3 protein-coding genes are annotated in these 4,679 nt (G+C 38.2%); all 3 read left to right on the top strand.

Annotated elements, in window-relative coordinates; genetic code table 11:
• Positions 1-566: 566 nt before the first annotated feature.
• Positions 567-1,874, top strand: coding sequence for a deoxyguanosinetriphosphate triphosphohydrolase family protein (locus tag I2G42_RS15990; RefSeq protein ID WP_118659251.1), 1,308 nt, complete (start codon positions 567-569; stop codon positions 1,872-1,874).
• 13 nt (positions 1,875-1,887) lie between these two features.
• Positions 1,888-2,478 (top strand): hypothetical protein, encoded by a 591-nt coding sequence (locus I2G42_RS15985; protein WP_242998398.1) that lies wholly within the window; start codon positions 1,888-1,890, stop codon positions 2,476-2,478.
• Between the two features lie 347 nt (positions 2,479-2,825).
• Complete coding sequence (locus tag I2G42_RS15980) at positions 2,826-4,223, top strand: ATP-binding protein (protein WP_112483362.1); 1,398 nt, start codon at positions 2,826-2,828, stop codon at positions 4,221-4,223.
• Positions 4,224-4,679 lie beyond the last annotated feature (456 nt).

Raw genomic sequence — 4,679 nt, 5'->3', positions numbered from 1 at the left:
GTCTTGCGAGTACCTGCCATAACCTATCCTCCATAATTGTAGTGAAATAATCTAAGTATCTATCAGCTGCAATTATAGGGGAAATCTAAGGATTTGAAAATCCGCAGGAATACTTGGCGCTTACGAAAATACAAAAGTTCAGGTTGCAACTGAAAATGATAAAATATTGAGAGTGTGTTATGGAGATTATATGCAACTTCCAAAGAAAGAGGATAGAGGAGCTCACCATAATACCCAGATATATTATGATTCGGATCGGGATTATAAAACGGCTCTAAAATCTGGAATACCGCAACGTTTTTTTGAGGGGGAATATGAACTGGGAAAATTTTAAAATTAATAAACAGGTTACATTATTAAGGCAGATTTCTTGTACTTATTGGAACATAGATTGGATTGAAACATATAGAGACGCAGACATGAGATCACAGGTTCGAATCCTGCTGTTCTAACTCTCTATTGAATGAAGAAATATCTATCATATATTTTTACAAAACGTTTTATAGAAATATGGGACGTTTTGTAGTATGATATAAAGAAAAGTATGTAGGAGGAAGCATATAAAGATGAAAGAAGTGTCTAAAAGTCCGCTTGAAGTTTCAAGGGATAAAATAAAAAGAACGTTATTAAATACCATGAAGACGGACTGTATGGAAACATATGTGCACATCGAAGAGTCTAGATATCGTCCTGATGGTCCTTTTCAGAGAGATTATGCAAGAATAATGTATTCTTCTTCTTTTAGACGTTTACAGGGGAAAATGCAGCTTCTTGGAATAAGAAATGATCAATTTTTTAGAAATAGGTTGACACATAGCTTGGAAGTTGCGCAGATCGCCAGATCTATCGCAGGGACTATACAATATGATGCTGGTGAAAGTTATATAGTTGAGGCAGGTGCTTTAGCTCATGATTTAGGAAACCCGCCATTTGGACATGCGGGAGAGAGATATCTTAATGAAATGTTTCAAGATATAGGAGGGTTTGAAGGCAATGCACAGACATTGAGAATTCTTACTAATATTGAAAAAAAACGTCCAGAATTTAGAGGCTTGAACTTAACATATAGAAGTATGTTAAGTGTTGTAAAATATTTTAATAAGTTTAATGCTGAAAAATTTAAAAATGATAAAAAGAGTCAGAAATTTATTTATGATGAAGATTATGACTTACTTAAGAAGTTCGTTGATGAAAATGCAATTAAAGTAAGAACGTTAGACGTCCAAATTGTGGATATTGCAGATGAAATCGCATATGCAGCGCATGATTTAGAGGATGGATTAAGAGTAAAAGCATTTACAATTGATGAAATATTGCATGATTATAAAGCAAAATATGGAGAGACTGAATCATATTCTGTTTTTGAAGAAAATGTTAATGAGGCGCGAAAGAAAGCTGGATATGGTACTAATAAGATTGATTCAACACAATATTCTAAATTGTTTAGACAAGAATTAGCTTCAAGATTAATTAACTTGGCGTTAAATGATATTGACTTGGTTCCTGTTACAGATGACATGAGAAATAAAACTAATACAATGCAGACTGAGGAATTAGGATTTAGTAAATATGAAGAATTGATTCATGGATTGAAGGATATTGTGTTTAGATGTATTAATCACAATGATGATGTATATCATTATGAACAGCAAGGAAGAAAGGTAATTAAATTTTTGAAAGAATTATATTCAGAAGAAAGAATGTATTTACCTCCAGAATATAGAGCAAAAGAAATTATGGAGCAATATGAAGATTTAAAGGATGTAGATGCTAATAGATTACAAGACAGATTGATTTGTGATTATATTGCTGGTATGATGGATTCCTATGCAATATCTGTTTATGAAAAATTTTCAGGACAAAAATTTATGTGAGAGTGATTGAAAAATGAATAAATTGATGGGATTTTTGGAATTGAAGGAAATGAAGCTACCATCTGTTCCATGGAAACAATATACAGGAAAGGAGAATTTTGAAGATAGATATTTATGGACTGTAAGAAGTGCTGTATATCGTGGAAATGATTTGAACTTACCGCGTTCTATTGGTGAATCATCGAAAGTATCAAAAAAATTTGCTGATCAACTTTTAAAAGAGATGAATAATAATGGAATTGTTATCTATTATCCATATTTTATTGCAAATAAAAGTGGAACATTAGAAGTAAGAAGTGATAAAGTAATTATAGAAGCGGTAAAAGATGATTTATGGAATTTGGTTACGTATTCTGAGAGAGAAGTGACTATAATTACTGATATAGATGGTAATAAATCAATAATTGGAAATGCAAACTTTATAAGTAATGAAGAATTGGATAGTCTTAGTAAGCACATTCCTGAAATTCGAAAACTGTTTAGGAATGATTTGCTTCAAGGCAAAGCTGCTTTATTAGAATGGAGTTTTGCGCAGTCTTGTAATGCTAGTAAAGAGCCAATAGGTGAAAAATATTTAGTGTTTTATGAAGCACGTACAGTGTAAGTGTTAAGGTAAGTGACATTGGGATCTGACCGTGCGTCCAGCAAAGGGTATATAGTCCGGTGGGTGGAAGCCCCATCAAATAAGCTGCTAACCACAGCATTTGAAGCGAGTCTTGAGTCTGCCGCGGCAACGCTGTAGGCTAAGCGTAGACAGCAAGGTAACAGGGATAGCTAGTGAGCGCCGAAATCCCAAAAGAACCAGAGGGCCGACATCGTGGTCAGGATGGAAGGCAACATATGTACTTATCGTTATTTTACTTGACTTTGCAGATTATCTGATTTATTATACTCGTAAAGAAGTAACTTACGAGTTACTAACTCACGAGTATAATTATTGGAGGTGAGCAGATGAGTCAATTCTATTGCCGTGAGGATGAGCTGCGGAAACTGAATAAACGGTATGCAGGTGATAAGTTTGAGTGCATTGTCATCTACGGCAGACGGCGTGTTGGTAAAACGGCACTGATCAACGAGTTCTGCAAAGATAAGCCTACCATTTTCTTTTCTGCATTGAACACGACAGGAAAGGAAAATCTGGAAGCTCTCTCAAAGTCGATTATGAGTTTTGAGCGGCCGGATATGGAGTCTGCACCGGAGTTCAGGTCCTATGATGCAGCTTTGGATGAGTTGACAGCACTTTCAAAGGAAAAGAGGATTGTCTTTGTCATTGATGAGTATCCTTATCTTGCAAAAGCAAAACCAGCTATTTCAGCGATGCTGCAGCACATCATCGACCACAAATGGACAGAGTCCAAGATGTACCTGATTCTTTGCGGCTCCTCTATGAGCTTCATGGAGAGTCAGGTGCTTGGAAAGGAAAGTCCGTTGTATGGCAGACGTACTGGCCAGTTTAAGATTGAGCCGCTAGACTATAAAGAAACCGCTGTGTTCCACCCAAATCTGTCTGCAGAAGACAATTCCCTGATTTATGGGATCACGGGAGGAGTTCCCCACTATATCAATAAGTTGGATGTGCGAGATAGTGTGGATGAAGCTCTGTTGGATAATTTCTTTGACCGCTCCAGCTATCTGTATGAGGAACCGGGGAACTTACTGAAGCAGGAACTCCGGGAGCCGGCCATTTATAATGCAATCATTAAAGCGATTGCAGAAGGTGCTTCCCGAATGAACGATATCAAGATGAAGGTCGGCGAGGAAAACTCGGTCGTATCGAAGTACCTGAAAACGCTGATCGACCTTGGCATTGCGAAGAAAGAAACACCGATTACAGAAAAACCGGGTAAGAAAACCATCTATCTGCTGGCTGATAACTTCTTCCGTTTCTGGTATCGGTTTGTGCCAATCAATATGAGTGCCATTGACTCTGGCAGAATTGCAAAGACCTATCCACACGCTGTAAAGCAGTATCTTCCTGATTACATGGGTCTAATTTATGAGAAGATGTGTCAGGATTACCTGCTCTATTATTCGGATAGCCTTCCTATTGAGCTGAGTGAAATCGGCCAGTGGTGGGGGACAGACCCGAAGAAGAAAAAGCAGATACAGATTGATATCGTCGGAACTCCTGTTGAGGGCAAAGACTATATCATCGGTTCATGCAAATACCGGAATGAGAAAATCGGTGTGGATGAACTCGATTTGATTCGGGATTATGCCTCAGTTTTTGGAAAGGGCAACAACTATCACTACTATATCTTCTCGAAAGGCGGATTCACAGATGGACTTCTTCAGGCACAAGAGCGAGGTGAAGTTCGGCTGATAACGCTGGAAGACCTTTACAAGTAAAAATTCTAATCAACCCTGCTGGTGAAAGCTGGCAGGGTATTTTTAGTTTGCGCGCCATGGGCGCGCTCTAACGGGTGAAAGTCCCGAACACGCCTAGGCGACAAGGAAGTGTATAGCTGAACAGCAAGGGTGTCTATCGTAAGGTAGAATCTGAAGGAAGCTGTAAGCAAACTCTTGGTCCGACGGACAGAAATCACATATGAGGCTAGGTTCCGCTTGGTAAGTCTGCTAAATAAGACAAAGCCGTAAAGTTGCCGTTTGTAGGAACCGAGTAAATGTGGCGGATATATGAGAGGAAAGAGTGTGCACCTTAAGCGTGGAGATCTCACAGAGGTTTCATTAGCCTAGTAACAACGAACTGTGAGAAGTCAGCCGAGCCCATAGTGTGCGACTTGCAAGTTGTCATTTAAATTGTGATAAATTCACTACTACATCCGTTTGTAGTATTTCTACCGC

The organism is Fusicatenibacter saccharivorans (assembly GCF_015557635.1).
In the GTDB taxonomy this organism is placed as follows: Bacteria; Bacillota; Clostridia; order Lachnospirales; family Lachnospiraceae; genus Fusicatenibacter; species Fusicatenibacter saccharivorans.
Note: the sequence above shows the minus strand (reverse complement) of the source record. Positions and strands in the feature narration are given on the sequence as shown.